Raw genomic sequence first — 16944 nt, 5'->3', positions numbered from 1 at the left:
CGATATCCGGGGAAGATCAGGGTGAACCCTGACTATCCGCCCGCCGTAGGTAGTACCCGAGTCGCCGCGCCCTCGGCGATCAGTTCGGCCGCGACCTTCGTCGCGACCCGGATGAAGGCCGCGATCAGCGGACGATCGTCGCCCGCGCGGCAGGCGACGGCCAGCACCGAGGGCGCGACATCGAGCAGCGGCCGGGTGATCACGCCCGACCAGGGGAAGAAACGGGACACCGAGGCGACCGAGACCGCGACCGCCTGACCGCTGCCGACCGCGGCCAGCAGATCCTCCAGCGTGGCCACCTCGGCGCCGATGTTCGCCGGTCCGTCGCGATAGTCGGCCAGGGTCATGAAGTCGCGGGCCGCGAGGTCGCGATTGTCGGTCCACCACGCGAACGGCTGAACGGCCATCTCCGCGGGCGGCACCGCGGCGGCGGCCGCGAACGGATGATCGGCCGGAAGCAGGGCGATCCGCTCCTCCCCCAGCAGCGGCGTGACGTCGAGCCCGTCGGGCGCGGGCAACCAGATCAGCCCGACGTCCGAGGCGCCGACCAGCACGCCCGCGCTCGCGTCGTCGAAGCCGACCTTCCCGACGGTCACCGCGACGTGCGGATACTCGGCCGAGAAGGCGCGCAGCACCCGGGGCGTGACGTCCAGGCCGGTGACGCCGCGGATGCCGACGATCAGCTCGGTCCGCTGACCGGACTCGGTGTCGCGGGTGTCGGCGATCGCCGCGCCGACGGTGTCGAGGATGTCGGGCACCCGGGCCAGCAGTGTGCGACCGGCGTCGGTGAGCGTGACCTGACGGCTGTTGCGCTGGAACAGCGTCGCGCCGATGCGGGTTTCGAGCTGCTTGATCTGATTGCTCAACGCCTGCTGGGTCAGGTGCAGCCGGGCCGCCGCCCTGGTGAAGTTCAGCTCGGTCGCCAATACGTGGAACGCGCGCAGGTGCCGGAATTCCACATCCACAACTCCGGATTGTAGATCCGACAGCCGATCGGTGTTTCCGTTCCGGACGCTACGGATCGAGCATGGTCACAGCGAGTTATTCGAATCGAGGAGTACTACCTTGCCGGAACAGCGCCAGGAACTCGGGCCGCACCAGCCGATCGCGGAGTGGGCGTTCGGCTGCCTGGTGATCTGGCATCAGCGCGCCGAGACCACGGGCGGGGTGCTGTCGCTGGCCGAGGTCGTGCTGGCGCAGGGTGACGAGCCGCCGGTGCATCTGCATTCGCGGGAGGACGAGCTGTGCTTCGTGCTCGAGGGTGAGCTCACCGTGCATCGCGGGCCGGCCCGCATCGAGGCCGGTCCGGGCAGCTCGGTGTGGCTACCGCGGGGGATTCCGCACGGGTTCGCGGTGCGGACCGCGAAGGCGCGGGTGCTGCACCACTACCTGCCTGCCGGGGTGGAGCGGGCGCATCGGGCGTTCGGTACCCCGGCGACCGAGCTGGTGTTGCCGCCCGCCGACGCCCAGCGGCCCTCGGTCGCGGAGGTCGAAGCGGAATTCGCGCGCTACGGGGTCACTGTCGTCGGGCCCGCGCCGTCGAAGCGGAAGGAGGAGTGAGAATGACTGTGCCGCAGGGCATTGTCTATTTGTCCCCGGTCCCCGAGCCGGGCTACGCCCAGGTGCGCGTTCTCGGGCCGGTGTCGGTTACCGACGGGGTGCGAACGATCGGGGTGGACCGCCCGATGGAGCGGGCGGTGCTGGTTCGGCTCGCGCTAGCGGGTGGAGTCGCGGTCCCCGATCGGCGACTGGCGGCCGATCTGTGGGGTGACGGCGAGCTGTCGCGGCCGGTCGAGCGATTGCGGGTGGTGGTGTCCCGGTTGCGAACGGCGTTGGGGCCGTACGGCGCAACGGTGTTGCGCACTCCGGCGGGGTATCGGACGACGATGGCGGCCGGCGATCTGCTCGCCGCGGAATCCATCGCGGACCGACTGCACGCCGCGCAGCGTGCCGGTCGCTACACCGAGGCCTGGGCGGCGGCCGACGAAGCGCGGCGGCTCTGGCGGGGACCGGCGCTGGCCGATCTGCTGTGGGCGCCATACGCGGCGGTGGAGGCCGCGCGGCTGGACGCGTGGCGGCTCGAATTGACCGTCGCCGGGCTGGAAGCGGCGCTGCGGCTGGGTTCCGGGCTCGAATGTCTCAGGGAGATGGGCATTCTGGCGGGCGAGCATCCGGTGCACGAACCGCTGGCCCGGCTGCACGCGCTGGCCCTCTATCGAGCGGGCAGGCAGGTCGACGCGCTCGATCGCCTGCGCGGTTTACGGTCGGCGCTGGCCGCGCAATTCGGTGCGGCGCTCGCTCCGGAAACCGTGGAGCTCGAAGTGCGCATCCTGCGGCACGACCCGAATCTGCATCCGGCTCCGCCGGCCGTAAAGCCGGGAAGCCCAACGCATTCGACCGTCAGGCGGATCATCCGGTACCGCGACGTGGCGGCCTCGGCGCATCGCTTCCGACGGCCCGAACTCGGCTTCTGATCGATCGGCTTCGCAAATCCGTTGACACCCTGGATGATCGATCGATCCGGGTGAGGATCAGGTCGGCCCTGATCCGCACCCGGTGATATCAATCGAGGCAGCGACGGTCACTGACGCCGCGGGTCACGCCGATCGCGGTCGACGCCCTCGGTCTCGATCCGTTCCTTGCGCACCGTATCGGACACGGTCTGCTCGTCCTCGACCTCGTCGACGGCGAGCCGGACGCGCTCGACCGGCACGGTCTCCTTCTGCACCGTCACCCGCTCCTCGTGCAGGGTGACCTCGGCCTCCTGCTCGCCGATGTCGGCGCGGCCGACCTGCGCACGATCGGTGATCGGCTCGCGTTCGATCCGGACCTCCTCGTGCGTGGTCGGCACAGTGACGGTCTGCTCCTCGGTCACCACGTACTTGTGCAGTCGCGCGTGGCCGACCTCCTCGTTCTGCTTGCCGACCGCCAGGCGCTCCTCCGAACGCACCATGCCCTGGTCGTCGGCGCGACGCCCGTCATCGGGGCGGCGAGTCTGCTCGTCGGGGCGGCGTCCACCGCGCATCTGCTGCTTGCCGCCCATGTCCATGCCGGCCCGGTTCGGGTCGATGTGGTAGTGGTCGAACAGCTCTCGCTCGGCTTCGGGGCTGATCAGACCGTCGTGCTCGAGATGCGGCGCGGTCTTCACCTCCTCCTTTTCCACGCGCACCTGCAGGGCTTCCGGGTCGTGGCGCAGCTGTGCGCCGGCCAGCGGGACCAGCGAGTCACCGCTGAACATCCCGGTGGTCACCGACACCCAGGTCGGGGCGCCGGAGGTGTTGTCGACGTAGATCCGCTTGACCTTGCCGATCTTGTCGCCTTCCGGCGAGTACACAGCGCTTCCGATGAGTTCTTCCAGCATTCCGGTCATGATTCGATTCCTCCGCGTGCGTTCGATGAGAGTGATTCAGGCACTTGCTCGGTGATCGGACTGGTCAAGATCCTCGGCGATTCGCTGCGTTCGGCGCGAGCGTCGGACCGGATCGTCGACGTTGCCCCAGGCCAGATATCTGCTGATATCCAGGCGTTGCGTGTCCTGGTCGATCGCGGATTTTCGGTAGGCAATGTCAAGCATCTGTCTGCTCCTGCCCTTGTACTGAATGTTCCCGATCCCTGTGCTGGAATCCGGCCGATCAGCTACATGAAGGCAACTACCCGGCGTGATCTACGCCAAACGCCCGGTCGGTGAAATCGGCCGCGGACCTGGCGATGTGTCACGGGCGAACAGTGCGCCGCGCGAAAGTCGGTGTTCCGGACGGCCCCGCCGCCTATTACGCTTCGCGAAAGGCTTGGGTTTTGCGCTCTCCCAGCCGCGCGGTCGGTCAGTGTACGGTTGTACTCTGATCTTGCGCGTAGCTTTCCGGATAGCCGCAGTCAGGAAGGGATGGTCGACTTATGTACACACCTTGTTCGGCACACACTCATGCACTGAATCCCACGTGACGGTCGGTGGCTGATGGAAAACGAACTCGCACAAGAGCTGGCCGCGGCGGCTCGTCGCCACGGCGGAGCGATCGCCGGAATCGTCGGCGGCGCGGCCCGCAAAGCCTCCTGGGAGGTGCTCGACCTGGTGGCCGAGGGCCGCGAACTGGTGAACGCCGCGCTGCGTGCCCGAGCCGAAGAACTGCGGCGCAAGGACACCCTGCGCTGAATCATCGGCAGCGCGCGATTCACCGCTAGCCGTGTCGACTGTTCGGCGGATACACCCGAGTCCGCCGAACAGCGACGATGAATCCATGAGCGATGCCGCATCCCCCGACTGTCCGGTATCGCACCACCGGGAGTCACCATGCCTGCCCCTGTGCGACCCGATCCCCCGCTACCTGGCGAAACAGTACTTGGGTCCACCCTATTCACCCCCGCGGGACGCCACACCTGAGCACCCCGCGCCGCAGTGCCCAGCCGGATCAGCCCGGCGAACAGCCGCACCGAACATCGTAAAATCAACCGCCACAGTACTTTTCACATTGGCGTCGGCCGTCCTCATGCGCCCGCTCGGCAAACTACTCCGGCTCATTCCCGGCGCGAATCGCGCCGCCCGAGGTGTCACCACCGACCGGTGACCGTCTGTCCGGCAACCTCCTCCCGCCGGACAGACCAGAGGCCACCTTCCTTCGCACCTGCACTCGAAGGGAGGTGGCCCGCACCGTGTTCGGGCGACGGTCAGGGGTGGCCGGGGTGGGAGATCGGGATCTGCTGGTCGGCTACCTCGGTGAGGGCCTGGGCCCAGCCGTCGAGGCGGTCGGCGGCGTGGCGGAGGTCGGCGACGATGGCGTCGAAATTGTGGCGGAGGACCGCACTTTCGGGGACGGCGAGGATGCGGCCGGCGGCGGCGACCACCTGTTCGTATTCGACGACACCGGAGTCGAGGCGGCCGAGGGCGAACTGGAGGTTGTCGGTGAGGGCTTCTGCCGCAGGGGATTTGGCGCGGCCCATGGCGCCGAGGGCCTGTTCCATGGCGGTGACGTCGGCGGCGAGGGCGTGCAGGGCGGCGGAACCGGAGCCCGCGGTCTCGAGCATGTCGGTGAGTTCGTCGTCGGGCAGGCGGTTGCCGCGGGCGATCTGTGCGCCGAGGCCGTGCAGTGCCCGTTCGGCACGGACCAGCCTGGCGATGGGGCCGCGCGCCCGGGACCACATCGGTGGTTGCTTGCGCGGAATGAACGTGGCCTGCGGCAGCGGTGCACCGCGCAACCTCAGGTAGCGGCGGGCACTGAGCGCGGTGCCGGTGACGAGCGCGACCGCGCCGCCGCCGAGCACCACCACGATCCAGGCGGGGGCCGAGATCACCACCAGCCCAACGGCTCCCGCGGTGGTGAGGCCGGAGGCGGTGCCGAGCTGGAAGCTGCGGCGGCGGACCCGGCGCCGGCGGCGCAGTTCCCGCTCGCGCGGATCGGCCCAGCGGCGCACCGCGACGAGCGCGTGCTCGCCGACCTCGCGCAGACTGTCGGGCAGGCTTCCCGGTTGCGGCGCGAGCGCGGCCTGCGCCCGCACGATCGCCGCATCGCGCCTGCGGCCCGGAAGCGACTTATCCCGAGTCATGCCATCTCTCCCACTGCTAGCGCGGATCGGACCGGCACGGTCCCGACGTGGCCGACGGCCGGCCCGCCGGGTACCCGTGCGCTGTCTGCCAGTGAACCATCCACCACCGACAAAGTCCTTGCCGAGCTCGCACCCGTTACTGCTGTGCGGCCTGGCCCTTGTTCATCTGCGGCTGCGCCGGATTGGCCTGGGCCGGTGCGGGATTGACGGCGGGCTGTGCCGCGCCGCCGGCGGGCAGCTGATCGCCGCGCATCGACGCGCGAATCTGCTCGAGCTTGCTGTGCCCGGCCATCTGGATGCTGGCCTGCTGCACCTCCAGCATGCGTCCCTGCACGGTGTTCTGCGCGAGCTCGGCGGAACCGAGCGCGTTGGCGTAGCGGCGCTCGATCTTCTCCCGCACCGCGTCCAGGCTCGGCGTGGTGCCCGGCGCGGACAGCGTCGAATCCATCTGCTGCAGCGACGCGGAGACCTGCTCCTGCATCTTGGCCTGCTCGAGCTGGCTGAGCAGCTTGGTGCGCTCGGCGACCTTCTGCTGCAGCAGCATCGCGTTCTGCTCGACCGCCTTCTTGGCCTGGGTGGCGGCCTGCAGCGACTGGTCGTGCAGCACCTTCAGGTCCTCGACCGACTGCTCGGCGGTGACCAGCTGCGCGGCGAACGCCTCGGCGGCGTTGGTGTACTGAATCGCCTTCTCGGTGTCGCCGGCGTTGGCGGCCTGATCGGCGAGCGTGACCGCCTGGCGCGCGTTGGCATTGAGCTTCTCGACCTCGTCGAGCTGCCGGTTCAGCTTCATCTCCAGCTGACGCTGGTTGCCGATGACCGACGCGGCCTGCTGCGAGAGGGCCTGATGCTGGCGCTGAGCTTCCTCGATAGCCTGCTGAATCTGGACCTTCGGATCCGCATGCTCCTCGATCTTCGAATCGAAGAGGGCCATCAGGTATTTCCAGGCCTTGACGAACGGATTAGCCATCGATTGATCCCGCCTCCATCTGACGTGCCGCGCCCTCGACGCGGCTCCGGTGCGCGACCGTCACGCACTCGATATATGCCTATCCTCCACCATGCGGCCGCTGGGCCGGGGATACCCGGCCCAACCGACGCCTACTGAGAATCTATCCGCTGTGGGCGCCGGTCCGCAGCGTTGCCGCGGCGGCCACCTGTCGCTGGGCGTCACATGCCCTTCACCAGGACCAGCATGTCGGCCTTGGGTGCGGGAATGACGATTCGGGTGTCCAACCCCAGCGGGAGCGGACGACCGCCCGCGCCGGCCACCGACAGGCTGGCGCTCGCGGGTGCGAGCGCGGGCTCGGCGGCGGGTGCGTCCGCGGCAGGCGCGGCCTCGGCGGGCGCGGTGGTCTGCTCCGCGTCGACCGGCAGCGGCGCGGCCGCGGCATCGGCCGGGGTACGCGTGGGCAGGCCGTCGGCGCCGGCCATGATCGTGCTCACGTCCCAGAGCACCCGGGACAGCGGCACGTCGAGGGCCGCGCAGATGGCGGCCAGCAACTCACTGGAGGCTTCTTTCCGGCCCCGCTCGACCTCGGAGAGATAGCCCAGGCTCACCCGCGCCGAGGTGGACACCTCGCGCAGAGTCCGGTTCTGGGCGAGACGAGCACGCCGCAGACTGTCCCCGATGGCCTCTCGCAGCAGCGTCATCTCGTTCTCCTTCGCTCCCTGTCAGGGGACCCGCATGACACTCACGAGTGCCACGCACGCCGTTCTTTCTGGCACAACGTCGGGCATGGGCCGGTTGGTTCCCGCCCGGCGCAAATCACTCACCTTGCGCGTCCTGCCCGGCCGGACGCCGTACACACCGGAGCAATTCGCGCACCGCGGTGTGCGTCGCACTGATCCTGATCGTCCATCGGTCACCGACGAGTTTCAACCGCATCACCTCGGTGTGCCCCGGACCGGCCAGACCGAGGAAGACCGTGCCGACCGCATGTCCGTCCTGCGAATCGGGCCCGGCCACACCGGTCAGTGCCACTCCCCAGTCTGCCCCGCATTTCGTTCGCGCGCCGACCGCCAGCTGCTCGGCGGTGCTGGCCGCGACCGGACCTTCCGTCTCCAGTACTTCGTCGCTGACGCCGGCCAGGCTGTGTTTGAGGTCTGTGGCGTACACCACGAGCCCGCCGCGCAGCACGGCGCTGGCGCCCGGAACACCGGCGATGGTCGCGGACAACAGTCCGGCGGTGAGGGATTCGGCGGTCGCGACGGTCTGCCCGGCGGCGGTCAGCGCGTGTACGAGATCGGCGACCGGCGCATCGGCGGTCAACGGATCGGCCGACACCGACGAGGTCGCGGTCATGCGCCGCGCGTTCGGCCCGGCCCGCCCGCGAACCACACCCGCGTCGCCTGGCCGACATAGTCGAGGCCGGTGAGCACGGTCAGCGCGACGGCCGCGTACATCAGCCACATGCCCGCGCTCGCGAGCCAGCCGCCCAGCGGCAGCAGCAGCACCGCGATCGCGAGCGACTGCATGAGCGTTTTCAGCTTGCCGCCGCGTCCGGCGGGAATCACGCCGCGGCGGACCACGGCCAGCCGCAGCAGCGTCACGCCGATCTCGCGACCGCAGATGACCAGCGTGATCCACCAGGCCAGATCGCCGAGTACGGACAACCCGATCACCGCGGAACCGATCAGCGCCTTGTCCGCGATCGGGTCGGCGAGCTTGCCGAAGTCGGTGACCAGACCGTATTTGCGCGCCAGTTGCCCGTCGAATCGATCGGTGATCGCGGCGATGCCGAACAGCGCGGCCGCGATGATCCGCCAGGCCGGGTCGTGCCCGCCGTCGACGAACAGCGCGACCACGAACAGCGGGACCAGCGCGATCCGCAGCATGGTCAGGATGTTCGCGATATTCATCAGCGGCACGACGGGTTCGGCGTGCGGCGCGGTGATGCCGGAACGGATCGGGGCGGCCCCGCTCCAGCGCCGCTCGATCTCTTCCGGCTGGGCACTCATGCCTGCACCCCGCTGACGCTCGGCTCCGGCATGAGCGGACACTCCAGGCTCGACACGGCATGACCATGACCGGCGCCGGCCCGGCGCGCGTCATGCCTGACCCACTGCGGTGAGCGGGGCGACTGGATGTGCGGCACACGTTCAGCCTATCGGTAACCCACCCGACTACTCTGCACCCCATGAACTCTCGGGGACCACTAGGTGGTTCGACCAGCGACGCACATCCGGGCGTGCCTAATGGCACGGTGAGCACCGCTGTGGTCGTCCGACGCGCGCGAACCTCCGACGTGCCCGAGATCAAACGCCTCGTCGATGTCTACGCCGGCCGGATACTGCTGGAAAAGAACCTGGTCACGCTCTATGAGGCAGTGCAGGAATTCTGGGTGGCCGAGCTGGACGGCCGGGTGGTCGGCTGCGGCGCGCTGCACGTGCTGTGGGCCGATCTCGGCGAGGTGCGCACGGTCGCGGTACATCCGGATGTCAAGGGCAGTGGCGTCGGCCGGCTCGTGGTGGAGCAGCTGATCGCGGTGGCCCGCGAGCTGGAGCTGCGGCGGGTATTCGTGCTGACCTTCGAGGTGGAGTTCTTCGCGCGGCACGGCTTCGCCGAGATCGACGGAACGCCGGTGACGGCCGAGGTGTACGCGGAGATGTGCCGGTCCTATGACACCGGCGTCGCGGAGTTCCTCGACCTGAGCTACGTGAAGCCGAACACCCTCGGCAATACTCGAATGCTGCTCACTCTCTGACAGAAAGCGATTCACCCGTGCCGATCTTCGCCGTTCACTACACCTACTCCGAGGCCACGGTCGCGGGCCGGGACACCCATCGCCCGGCGCACCGCGGCTGGCTCGCCGATCAACTCGCGGCGGGCGCCCTGCTGACCAGCGGACCGTACCCGGACGGATCCGGCGCGCTGCTGCTGTTCCAGGCCGCGGACGCGGAGGCGCTGAACGCGTTGCTCGCGGTGGACCCGTTCGCGCGGGAACAGCTGATCGATGACGTACGCGTCGTCGAATGGCTGCCGGTGCTGGGCGCTTTCGCGTCCTGAACCCGCGCTCCGCTCGCCCGCCTGATTCCCCTTTTACCGGTTCTTCCTGCGGGGAATCGGGCGGCGAACCCGGGTCGTTAGCCGAAGACAGCTAACTTCCGGCGACACACCGTGCGCGATACGGACATACCTCCTATCACAGCGGCAGACTCGCGCCATGCGCACATACGTAGCGGTTTTCGCGTCGACGGCCGCCACCGCCGGCCTGTTGTACGCGTATCTGGGCGTCCCAGACAAATCGGACCCAGCAACGTCCTCGTCGGCCCGCCCGCTGACCCAGCCCGGTGTCGCCGACCCGGTCCTGTACCGCAACGCCGACGGCTATTACTTCCAGACGCCGGACCGGCAGATCACCTGCGGCATCCTCGACCAGCCGACCGGCCAGCCGCGCCGCACCGCGGGTTGTCAGGGCGCGACCGGTCCCGCGCCGCCGCACATGCGGAAATGCTGGAGCACCGCTCCGGCGGCCGCGGCCGTGGCGGTCGGCGAGGAGGCCGGGTACCTCTGCGTGAACGAGGGCTTCTATACCGGGCCGCGGCGCGAGGCCGGGCCGGTGCTGCCCGCCGGAACCACCCTGCACGCGCACGGATTCACCTGCCGCGCCGACACTTTCAGCGTCACCTGCAGCAATGATGAAGACGGGCACGGGTTCGAGATCGCGCCGGAAAGCAACCGGGTGTTCTGAACGTTCGCGCCCGGCTCAGCTCGACCGGGCGCGGGTACGCAGCAGGCTGGCGACCGTCGCGATGACCAGGATGCCGATGATCACACCGAGCGAGACGCCGGTGGAGATTTCCGGCACGCTGACGTGCTCGCCGCCGTTGACGAACGGCAGCGTGTTCTCGTGCAACGCGTGCAGCACCAGCTTCACGCCGATGAACGCGAGGATCGCGGACAGGCCGTAGGACAGATAGACCAGACGATCGAGGAGTCCACCGATCAGGAAGTACAACTGCCGTAAACCCATGAGCGCGAACGCGTTTGCGGTGAATACCAGGTACGGCTCGCTCGTCAGACCGTAGATCGCCGGGATCGAGTCCAGGGCGAACAGCAGGTCGGCGAAGCCGATCGCCAGCAACGCCAGCAGCAGCGGGGTCACCACGCGACGTCCGTCCATCCGGGTGACCAGCTTGTCGCCGTCGTAGCTGTCGGTGGTCGGCAGTATCCGTTTGGCCAGCGCGACGACCCGGCTGTCGCGCTTCTCCTCGTGCTCGGCCTCGTGCCCGCTTTCGGTGACCAGCTTGATCGCGGTGTAGATCAGGAACAGGCCGAACAGATAGAACACCCAGCTGAACGCGCTGATCGCGGCCGCGCCGACGGCGATGAACACCCCGCGCATCACCAGCGCGATCACGATGCCGATCAGCAGCGCCTTCTGCTGATACATCCGCGGCACCGCGAAGGTGGACATGATGATGAGGAAGATGAACAGGTTGTCCACCGAGAGCGCCTTCTCGGTGACGAAGCCCGCGTAGTACTCCCCCGCGAAGGTCGAGCCCCACCGCCAGGCGACGAAACCGCCGAAGGCCAGGGCGATGCCGATGTAGACGGCGGACCAGAAGCCGGACTCGCGGAAGGTCGGTTCGTGCGGGGTGCGCACGTGGGCGAAGAAGTCGAAGACGAACAAGCCGAGGATCACCACGCAGGTGATCACCCATTCGAGAGCGGTTACCTGCATGCGGTGCGTCGATCGGTAGCGAAGGTCATGGCGTCCATCATGCCCGATTTGTCCGTTCTGGTCGGCTAGCGGGTTGGTTGCTGACCATAATTTCACATGCGCTCGCCGCGGCCTCCGTGCCAGAGTGACGCCGTGACCGACGACTACCTCCGCCTCAACAAGGCCAACTGGGACGAGCGCGCACCCGTGCACGCCGCCTCGCGCGACTACGCGGTGCACCGGTTCCTCGTGGAACCGGACTTCCTCAGCGAGGTCGTCCGGTTCGATCGGCCGCTGCTCGGTGACATCGACGGGCTGCGCGGGGTGCACCTGCAATGCCACATCGGCACCGACACCCTGTCGCTGGCCCGGCTCGGCGCGACCATGACCGGGCTCGACTTCTCCCCCGCGTCGCTGGCACAGGCCCGGTTGCTCGCCGAAAAGACCGGGGCGCAGATCGATTTCGTCGAGGCGGACGTCTACGACGCGGTATCCGCGCTCGGCGCGGCGCGATTCGACCTGGTGTACACGGGAATCGGTGCGCTGTGCTGGCTTCCGAGCATCGAACGCTGGGCGCAGACCGTCGCCGGGCTCCTGCGGCCCGGTGGACGGCTGTTCATCCGGGACAGCCATCCGATGCTCTGCACGATCGACGAAACCCACACCGACCGGCTGGTCGTCGGCTACCCGTACTTCGAAACGCCGGAGCCGATGGTGTTTTCCGACGGCGGCACCTACGTCGAGACCGACGCCGAGTTCGTCCAGACGACGACCCACGAATGGAACCACGGGTTCGGCGAGATCGTGACCGCGCTGTTGAACGCCGGCCTGTCGATCACCGGGCTGACCGAACATCGAAGCGTGCCGTGGGAGGCGTTGCCCGGCAAGATGACGCGCGGCGACGGCGACGAATGGCACCTCACCGAACACCCGGAGCGGTTGCCGCTGAGCTTCACGGTGCAGGCGCGCAAACAGCCCGGCGCGTCCTGACCGAAAGGCTCGCGGACGCGGTACAGAATGCCCCTCATGCAAATCCGAGGAGCTCGTATCGCTGTGGTGCCCTGCGCCGTCGCGCTGGCGTTGCTGGCCGGGTGTGGCAATGACGACAAGGGTTCGGGCACGCCGCCGACCCGCGGCTCGGTGCCGCCGAGTTCGGCCGTGAGCAGTTCCCCGGTCGCGCCGGCGACCCCGGCGCCGACCTCCTCGGCCGCGCCGACCACGACCCGCGGCCCTGTGTCCGGTCCGGTCGATCCGGCCCAGTACCGGCAGTCGATGGGGTACTACTTCCAGTCGCCGACCGGGTCGTTCCTCTGCGCGATCCTCGATCAGCCGATCGATGACAACGCCCAAGCCGGTTGTCAGGGACCGACTTCCCCCGCGCCCGCACAGGTCAAGGACTGCTGGAGCAAGCACCCGCAGGCGAGCGCGCTCACCGTCGGCACGCACTCCGAGGCGCTCTGCTTGAACCAGGGCGTGTTCGTCGGCGCGCCGACCGACGGCGGCGATCGCGGCGGCGGCCGGGTGCTGCCGTACGGTGGGATGCTCACCGTGGGCGCGTTCACCTGCGACTCCGCCGAAAGCGGAGTGACCTGCACGAACGACACCACCGGTGCCGGATTCAAGATCTCGCGGGAGTCCAACCGAACCTTCTGAGTGGAAAATTCGGTTCCCATCGGGAAATCCGGGTGTTAACGTCGGTACCAACAACACACATGACCAGGAAGGCGAAGACGATGACCGGGACCCAGCAGCGACGGATGTCGCGCCGTGGTGCCTGGCAGTCGCGCGCCGATGTCGTGCTATCGACGGTCGCCTATCGACGGCTGATCGTACGGAGCGGCCCCTGATTCGTGTCTGCACACAGACCCGAGAAAGGGGTCACTCCGCGGCAAACGCCAAGGGGTGACCCCCTTTTTCGTGTTTCATATCCGTGTAGCTCAGTGGAAGAGCGGCACCCTCCGAAGGTGCAGGTCGGTGGTTCGACTCCACTCACGGATACGAAACCCGATCCCTCGTAGCCCAATCGGTAGAGGCACCGGACCTAGATTCCGGGAGGTGCGAGTTCGAATCTCGCCGAGGGAACCCGTTTTCCGCCCCCGCGGGGGCGCGCGTGCCCGTAGCTCAGCGGAGAGAGCGCCTGCCTACGAAGCAGGAGGCCGGAGGTTCGAATCCTTTCGGGCACACACACTTACGACTGGGCGAGTAGGTCTCGGACAGTGGGCCCCTGCCCGTGTAGCAGTGCGGTCTCCGACCAGATCCACAGTGCGGCGGGCGCGGTCGAAATCGTTGTCGCGCTGAGTAGGTCGACCCAGTGGGACATGTGCTTCAGCGCGTGCATCAGGCGGCCTTCAGCGGGACGGCGAGGGACTTGCGCAGGGAGGATGGTCCGATCAGCGGGAGCAACGCGGCCAGCAGTTTGGCTTTGAGCGTCTGCGGGGTCCGGGTCAGGACGACCTCCACACGACTGCCGGCGCCCTCGGGGGAGGTGCGGAAGGTCCAGCCGCCGCCCTGGCCGAAGAGCTTCGATTCGAGCGTGGTGATGGTGACGGTGTCGCCGTCCGGATTCCACTGGTAGCGGGCGCGCTCCCAGGCGGCGGCGGTGCCCTCGGTCACCTCGGCCCACGTCTCGCCGCGGTCGTGTACGACGAAATGGCGGGCGTCGATGGACGGCCACCGGTCGGGTCGGGTGGGGCCGAAATCGGTGAGCACCCGCACGACCTCGGCGGGAGTCAGCGTGGACGAGAGGTGGAAACGAACGGTAACCATGGAACTACCCTCGCCGCCGGGTGGCGGTCGGCGAATCAGTCAGGTGACGCTGGGTTGACGTATTCGCGGTTCAGATAGGGTCGCGGCGGGTCCGCGATATCGCCGGAGGACCCGGAGAAGGGATGCCGCACGATGCCGATGGTCGGACGAGACGCCGAGCTGAAAGCCCTGGCCGCGCTGTTGGACGGGCCCACCGAGCAGAGCGGGATCCTGATCGAGGGCGAACCGGGCATCGGCAAGTCGGCGCTGGTCGAGGCGGCGATCGCCGCGGCGGCCGTCGCGGGGCTGCGGGTGCTGCGCGCCACCGGCCTCGAGGCCGAGCAGAATCTGCCGTACGCCGGGCTGCATCGCCTGGTCTATCCCTTGCGCCGGGGCTTCGACGCCCTCCCTGCCCGTCAGGCCGAGGCGCTGACCACCGCCTTGGGCATGTCGGACACTTCGGGAGATCCGAGCCCGTACCTGGTCGGGCTGGCCGCGTTGACCGTGCTGGCCGACGCGGCCGCCGACCGGCCGCTGCTCGTCGTTGCCGACGACGTGCACTGGCTCGATCCGGCCAGCGCCGACGCGCTCGCCTTCGTCGCCCGCCGCATCGAGGCCGAACCGCTCGTCCTGCTCTGCACGCTGCGCGACGGCGGCGCCGCACCGCTGTGCGACGCCGGGCTGACCACGATGCGGCTGGACGGGTTGTCCGACGACGAAGCGACCGCACTGCTCGACCACGCCGCCGCGGACCTGCCCGCGCCGGTCCGGCGGCGGGTGCGCGCAGAGGCGCGGGGCAACCCGCTCGCACTGCTCGAACTACGCACGGCGGCCGCCGAACTCACCGAGCCGACCGCGGCGCTGCCGTTGACCGAACGCCTGGAACGCGCCTTCACCGCCCGCGCCGCCACACTGCCCGCGGGTAGCCGCTCGGCACTGCTGGTCGCGGCGATCAACGACAGCGACTCGCTCGCCGAAACACTCACCGCCACCGGCATTCTCCTGGATCAACCGGTCGAGCCCGAGATCCTCGAACCGGCGGCCGCGGCCCGGCTGATCGACATCGGCTCCGGCACAGTGACCTTCCGGCACCCGCTGATCCGGTCGGCGCTCGCGTCGACGGCAACCGCCGACGACCGCCGCCGGGCGCACCGCGCGCTCGCCGAGGTACTCGGCGCGCTGCCGAATCGCCGGGTCTGGCATCGCGCCGCCGGCACCATCGGCCCCGACGACAAGCTGGCGGCCGAACTCGAAACGACCGCGGAACAGGCCAGACACCGGGCAGGCGCGGTCGCGGCATTGGAACGGGCCGCGGCGCTCAGCGCCAGTCCCGAGTTACGTGCGCAGCGTCTGCTTCGCGCGGCCGAACTGGCCGTCGACTCCGGCCGTCGCGATGCCGTCGAACGCCTGGTCGGCCTCGCGCGGACGCTCGCGCTGACCCCGCGGCAGGCGGCCACCGCCGATTGGCTGCTCAGCGGGTTCGACGACGGGATGCGCGAAAGCCCTTCGCGGATAGCCGAACTGGCCGCGACCGCGACCGCCGTCGCGGCCGACGGGTACCACGACGCCGCCCTGCGCATCCTGTGGGGTGCGGCCATGCGGTGCTTCTGGATCGAGCCCGGCCCCGACACCCGTCGAACCCTGCTCGCCGTCGCCGACGCGCTCCCCATTGCCGCCGACGACCCGCGCATGGTCGCGATTCAGGCGTACGTGGCGCCGTTCGAACGCGGCGACCGGGTCCTGCGCCACCTCCGTGCGCTGGTCTCGATCACCGGGCGCGACCCGGAGGTGGACCGCTTCCTCGGCAGCGCGTCCCTTCAGGTCGGCGCCTTCGACCTGGCCGCCGACTTCTCCACCGCCGCCGCGCCCGGACTGCGCGCCGCCGGACGACTGGGACTGCTGCCCCGCGCACTCACGGTGCAGGCCTGGAGCCTGGCCCGGCTCGGCGACCTCGCCGCCGCGGCGCCGGTCGCGACCGAGGCGGCCGCCTTCGCCCAGGAGACCGGCCAGCCGTTCATGCATGGACTCGCCATCGCGGTGCAGGCCGAAATCGCCGCGCTGCGTGGGGATTTCCCGCAGGCGGTGACGCTGACGGCGGAGGCGGAACGGATCGGGCTGGCCGCGGGCGCGCGGCCGGTGCTGGCCACCGTTCAGCTCACCCGCGGACTCATCGCCCTGGGCGAGGGCCGATTCGACGACGCGTTCGCCGACCTGAACCGCCTGCACGATCCGCGCGATCCGGCCCACGCACCGTTCCTGCGCGGATATTTCCTCGCCGAGCAGGCCGAGGCGGCGGTGCGAGCCGGGCAGTCCGAGGCGATCCAGACCTTGCTGCGCGAATTGACCCCCGCGGCCGCGCTGACCCCGTCACCCGCACTGCACATCGGAATGCGTTACGCGCAAGCAGTTTTCGCTACCGAGGCGGTCGACGAGCGGTTCACCGCCGCACTGGCGGCGGACCTGCGCCGCTGGCCGGTCGAGCGCGGCCGCCTGCACCTGGCCTACGGCGAATGGCTGCGCCGGCAGCGCCGGGTCGTCGAGTCCCGGACCCATTTGCGCACGGCCAGAGAGACTTTCGACGCCCTCGGCTGCACCGCCTGGAGCGAACGAGCCCGGGTCGAACTGCGCGGCGCCGGCGAGTCGAGCCCGGACCGCAGCCTGGACGCCCGCGACCGGCTCACCCCGCACGAGCTGAGCATCGCGCAACTGGCCGCGCAAGGGCTGACCAACCGGGAGATCGGACAGCGGCTGTATCTGTCGCATCGCACGGTCAGCACCCATCTGCACCGGATCTTCCCGAAGCTCGGGATCAGCGCGCGCGGCGATCTGGCCGCGCTGCTGCCGACCCTGGGCGGCACGAACTCGTAGCCGAGACCTATCCCGGCACCGCTGACCGACACCGATTACGTCATCCGACGCTCGCGGTGGCTCCGCCGCGCTGGTTAGCGTCGGTACCAGCGGTGACGGACCTCGCCGCGCATCCGCCGGGAACCGACAG

General features: G+C 69.3%; 19 protein-coding genes and 3 tRNA genes. 13 read left to right on the top strand and 9 right to left on the bottom strand.

Annotated features, from left to right (window positions below):
* Positions 1 to 32: 32 nt before the first annotated feature.
* Positions 33 to 965, bottom strand: coding sequence for a LysR family transcriptional regulator (locus tag ACFYO1_RS07065; RefSeq protein ID WP_387227969.1), 933 nt, complete (start codon positions 963 to 965; stop codon positions 33 to 35).
* Positions 966 to 1065: 100 nt separating this feature from the next.
* On the opposite strand from ACFYO1_RS07065, the gene ACFYO1_RS07060 reads away from it, so the two are divergent.
* Together ACFYO1_RS07060 and ACFYO1_RS07055 are read left to right on the top strand one after the other, a co-directional pair.
* Positions 1066 to 1560, top strand: coding sequence for a cupin domain-containing protein (locus tag ACFYO1_RS07060; RefSeq protein ID WP_387227967.1), 495 nt, complete (start codon positions 1066 to 1068; stop codon positions 1558 to 1560).
* Positions 1561 to 1562: 2 nt separating this feature from the next.
* Positions 1563 to 2474, top strand: a complete 912-nt coding sequence (locus ACFYO1_RS07055; protein WP_387227965.1) for a BTAD domain-containing putative transcriptional regulator — start codon at positions 1563 to 1565, stop codon at positions 2472 to 2474.
* A 107-nt stretch (positions 2475 to 2581) separates the two neighbouring features.
* Here the strand turns inward: ACFYO1_RS07055 and ACFYO1_RS07050 are convergent, their stop codons facing one another.
* Positions 2582 to 3370 (bottom strand): PRC and DUF2382 domain-containing protein, encoded by a 789-nt coding sequence (locus ACFYO1_RS07050; protein ID WP_387227963.1) that lies wholly within the window; start codon positions 3368 to 3370, stop codon positions 2582 to 2584.
* A gap of 51 nt (positions 3371 to 3421) precedes the next feature.
* On the opposite strand from ACFYO1_RS07050, the gene ACFYO1_RS07045 reads away from it, so the two are divergent.
* Positions 3422 to 3688 (top strand): hypothetical protein, encoded by a 267-nt coding sequence (locus ACFYO1_RS07045; RefSeq protein ID WP_387227962.1) that lies wholly within the window; start codon positions 3422 to 3424, stop codon positions 3686 to 3688.
* Positions 3689 to 3955: 267 nt separating this feature from the next.
* Positions 3956 to 4150, top strand: coding sequence for a hypothetical protein (locus ACFYO1_RS07040; protein ID WP_378726527.1), 195 nt, complete (start codon positions 3956 to 3958; stop codon positions 4148 to 4150).
* Between the two features lie 512 nt (positions 4151 to 4662).
* Here ACFYO1_RS07040 and ACFYO1_RS07035 read toward each other — a convergent pair.
* The 5 genes from ACFYO1_RS07035 to pgsA all read right to left on the bottom strand — a co-directional run bounded on the left by ACFYO1_RS07035 (position 4663) and on the right by pgsA (position 8496).
* Positions 4663 to 5538 (bottom strand): hypothetical protein, encoded by an 876-nt coding sequence (locus ACFYO1_RS07035; RefSeq protein WP_387227960.1) that lies wholly within the window; start codon positions 5536 to 5538, stop codon positions 4663 to 4665.
* 136 nt (positions 5539 to 5674) lie between these two features.
* The gene (locus tag ACFYO1_RS07030; protein ID WP_150405798.1) at positions 5675 to 6505 is read right to left on the bottom strand and encodes a PspA/IM30 family protein; all 831 of its coding nucleotides are present in this window, start codon (positions 6503 to 6505) and stop codon (positions 5675 to 5677) included.
* Positions 6506 to 6705: 200 nt separating this feature from the next.
* On the bottom strand, positions 6706 to 7188 hold the full coding sequence (locus ACFYO1_RS07025; RefSeq protein ID WP_387227958.1) for a helix-turn-helix domain-containing protein: 483 nt from the start codon (positions 7186 to 7188) through the stop codon (positions 6706 to 6708).
* A gap of 115 nt (positions 7189 to 7303) precedes the next feature.
* Complete coding sequence (locus tag ACFYO1_RS07020; protein ID WP_387227956.1) at positions 7304 to 7840, bottom strand: CinA family protein; 537 nt, start codon at positions 7838 to 7840, stop codon at positions 7304 to 7306.
* The gene (gene pgsA, locus ACFYO1_RS07015) at positions 7837 to 8496 is read right to left on the bottom strand and encodes a CDP-diacylglycerol--glycerol-3-phosphate 3-phosphatidyltransferase (RefSeq protein ID WP_387227955.1); all 660 of its coding nucleotides are present in this window, start codon (positions 8494 to 8496) and stop codon (positions 7837 to 7839) included. The genes ACFYO1_RS07020 and pgsA overlap by 4 nt, the downstream gene beginning before the upstream one ends.
* A 179-nt stretch (positions 8497 to 8675) precedes the next feature.
* Between pgsA and ACFYO1_RS07010 the strand changes: the two genes are divergently transcribed.
* From ACFYO1_RS07010 to ACFYO1_RS07000, 3 genes are all read left to right on the top strand, one after another.
* Positions 8676 to 9242 (top strand): amino-acid N-acetyltransferase, encoded by a 567-nt coding sequence (locus ACFYO1_RS07010; RefSeq protein WP_387227953.1) that lies wholly within the window; start codon positions 8676 to 8678, stop codon positions 9240 to 9242.
* 17 nt (positions 9243 to 9259) lie between these two features.
* Entirely contained in the window at positions 9260 to 9544 is a 285-nt protein-coding gene (locus tag ACFYO1_RS07005; protein WP_387227951.1) for a YciI family protein, read from the top strand.
* 157 nt (positions 9545 to 9701) lie between these two features.
* Entirely contained in the window at positions 9702 to 10229 is a 528-nt protein-coding gene (locus ACFYO1_RS07000; RefSeq protein ID WP_387227949.1) for a hypothetical protein, read from the top strand.
* A gap of 15 nt (positions 10230 to 10244) precedes the next feature.
* On the opposite strand, the gene ACFYO1_RS06995 is transcribed toward ACFYO1_RS07000, so the two are convergent.
* The gene (locus ACFYO1_RS06995; RefSeq protein WP_387227947.1) at positions 10245 to 11222 is read right to left on the bottom strand and encodes a TerC family protein; all 978 of its coding nucleotides are present in this window, start codon (positions 11220 to 11222) and stop codon (positions 10245 to 10247) included.
* A 132-nt stretch (positions 11223 to 11354) separates the two neighbouring features.
* Between ACFYO1_RS06995 and ACFYO1_RS06990 the strand changes: the two genes are divergently transcribed.
* The 5 genes from ACFYO1_RS06990 (at position 11355) to ACFYO1_RS06970 (ending at position 13384) form a co-directional block, all read left to right on the top strand.
* Positions 11355 to 12191, top strand: coding sequence for a class I SAM-dependent methyltransferase (locus ACFYO1_RS06990; protein ID WP_387227945.1), 837 nt, complete (start codon positions 11355 to 11357; stop codon positions 12189 to 12191).
* 36 nt (positions 12192 to 12227) lie between these two features.
* Positions 12228 to 12854, top strand: coding sequence for a hypothetical protein (locus ACFYO1_RS06985; protein WP_387227943.1), 627 nt, complete (start codon positions 12228 to 12230; stop codon positions 12852 to 12854).
* 273 nt (positions 12855 to 13127) lie between these two features.
* Positions 13128 to 13199: transfer RNA gene (locus ACFYO1_RS06980), tRNA-Arg, on the top strand.
* 10 nt (positions 13200 to 13209) lie between these two features.
* Positions 13210 to 13283, top strand: a tRNA-Leu gene (locus ACFYO1_RS06975).
* Positions 13284 to 13311: 28 nt separating this feature from the next.
* Positions 13312 to 13384, top strand: a tRNA-Arg gene (locus tag ACFYO1_RS06970).
* Positions 13385 to 13538: 154 nt separating this feature from the next.
* Here the strand turns inward: ACFYO1_RS06970 and ACFYO1_RS06965 are convergent.
* Positions 13539 to 13967 (bottom strand): hypothetical protein, encoded by a 429-nt coding sequence (locus ACFYO1_RS06965; RefSeq protein ID WP_387227941.1) that lies wholly within the window; start codon positions 13965 to 13967, stop codon positions 13539 to 13541.
* 132 nt (positions 13968 to 14099) lie between these two features.
* Between ACFYO1_RS06965 and ACFYO1_RS06960 the strand changes: the two genes are divergently transcribed.
* A complete protein-coding gene (locus tag ACFYO1_RS06960; RefSeq protein ID WP_387227939.1) occupies positions 14100 to 16814 on the top strand; it encodes an AAA family ATPase in 2715 nt (904 codons plus the stop codon).
* Positions 16815 to 16944: the final 130 nt, after the last annotated feature.

Origin of the sequence: Nocardia sp. NPDC006044 (assembly GCF_042871115.1) — a bacterium.
In the GTDB taxonomy this organism is placed as follows: domain Bacteria; phylum Actinomycetota; class Actinomycetes; order Mycobacteriales; family Mycobacteriaceae; genus Nocardia.
Note: the sequence above shows the minus strand (reverse complement) of the source record. Positions and strands in the feature narration are given on the sequence as shown.

Excerpts from the sequence above, each read along its gene's own strand:
- ACFYO1_RS07055 (WP_387227965.1), top strand. The coding sequence starts at position 1,563 with ATGACTGTGCCGCAGGGCATTGTCTATTTGTCCCCGGTCCCCGAGCCG.
- ACFYO1_RS07050 (WP_387227963.1), bottom strand. The coding sequence starts at position 3,370 with ATGACCGGAATGCTGGAAGAACTCATCGGAAGCGCTGTGTACTCGCCG.
- ACFYO1_RS07040 (WP_378726527.1), top strand. The coding sequence starts at position 3,956 with ATGGAAAACGAACTCGCACAAGAGCTGGCCGCGGCGGCTCGTCGCCAC.
- ACFYO1_RS07035 (WP_387227960.1), bottom strand. The coding sequence starts at position 5,538 with ATGACTCGGGATAAGTCGCTTCCGGGCCGCAGGCGCGATGCGGCGATC.
- ACFYO1_RS07030 (WP_150405798.1), bottom strand. The coding sequence starts at position 6,505 with ATGGCTAATCCGTTCGTCAAGGCCTGGAAATACCTGATGGCCCTCTTC.
- ACFYO1_RS07025 (WP_387227958.1), bottom strand. The coding sequence starts at position 7,188 with ATGACGCTGCTGCGAGAGGCCATCGGGGACAGTCTGCGGCGTGCTCGT.
- ACFYO1_RS07020 (WP_387227956.1), bottom strand. The coding sequence starts at position 7,840 with ATGACCGCGACCTCGTCGGTGTCGGCCGATCCGTTGACCGCCGATGCG.
- pgsA (WP_387227955.1), bottom strand. The coding sequence starts at position 8,496 with ATGAGTGCCCAGCCGGAAGAGATCGAGCGGCGCTGGAGCGGGGCCGCC.
- ACFYO1_RS07010 (WP_387227953.1), top strand. The coding sequence starts at position 8,676 with ATGAACTCTCGGGGACCACTAGGTGGTTCGACCAGCGACGCACATCCG.
- ACFYO1_RS07000 (WP_387227949.1), top strand. The coding sequence starts at position 9,702 with ATGCGCACATACGTAGCGGTTTTCGCGTCGACGGCCGCCACCGCCGGC.
- ACFYO1_RS06995 (WP_387227947.1), bottom strand. The coding sequence starts at position 11,222 with ATGCAGGTAACCGCTCTCGAATGGGTGATCACCTGCGTGGTGATCCTC.
- ACFYO1_RS06985 (WP_387227943.1), top strand. The coding sequence starts at position 12,228 with ATGCAAATCCGAGGAGCTCGTATCGCTGTGGTGCCCTGCGCCGTCGCG.
- ACFYO1_RS06965 (WP_387227941.1), bottom strand. The coding sequence starts at position 13,967 with ATGGTTACCGTTCGTTTCCACCTCTCGTCCACGCTGACTCCCGCCGAG.
- ACFYO1_RS06960 (WP_387227939.1), top strand. The coding sequence starts at position 14,100 with ATGCCGATGGTCGGACGAGACGCCGAGCTGAAAGCCCTGGCCGCGCTG.